Origin of the sequence: Aureispira sp. CCB-QB1 (assembly GCF_000724545.1) — a bacterium.
Lineage (GTDB): Bacteria > Bacteroidota > Bacteroidia > Chitinophagales > Saprospiraceae > Aureispira.
Genome location: NZ_JHBV01000127.1, coordinates 1 through 339 on the forward strand (window position 1 = coordinate 1; position 339 = coordinate 339).

The 339-nt window shown below is 38.3% G+C and carries 1 protein-coding gene; it reads right to left on the minus strand.

Translation table 11 applies throughout. From position 1 onward, the window contains the following. The coding region (locus CG11_RS30670) for a hypothetical protein (protein WP_197043987.1) at positions 1 to 339 on the minus strand (339 nt) is incomplete at both ends.

Sequence of the window (339 nt, forward strand, 5' to 3'; positions counted from 1 at the left end):
AAATTGTCCTTTGATAAAATTATGCGTGTGTTGTCCATTTTGGTAGACCATAATCCGCTCTACGTCTTGATTCCAATATTGAGGCGTTTCATCCAGTCGTTCAATTGGCATACTCAAGCCTTTGGTGCGACCTGTTTTTAATTTGTAAGCCGCTTTGTAAATGATATAAAGCTTTAGTTTAACGCTGCCTAAGAGCTGTTGAAAAGCTTCTTTACTCAAGGCTTGATCCTGCTTTTGAGGGTGGTAATAAGCCAAAATTTTACCCGTTTTATTATCATACAAAACCGCCCATTCAAATACTTTTCCTTTGAGAAAAACACGTTCCAAGCGATGAATGCC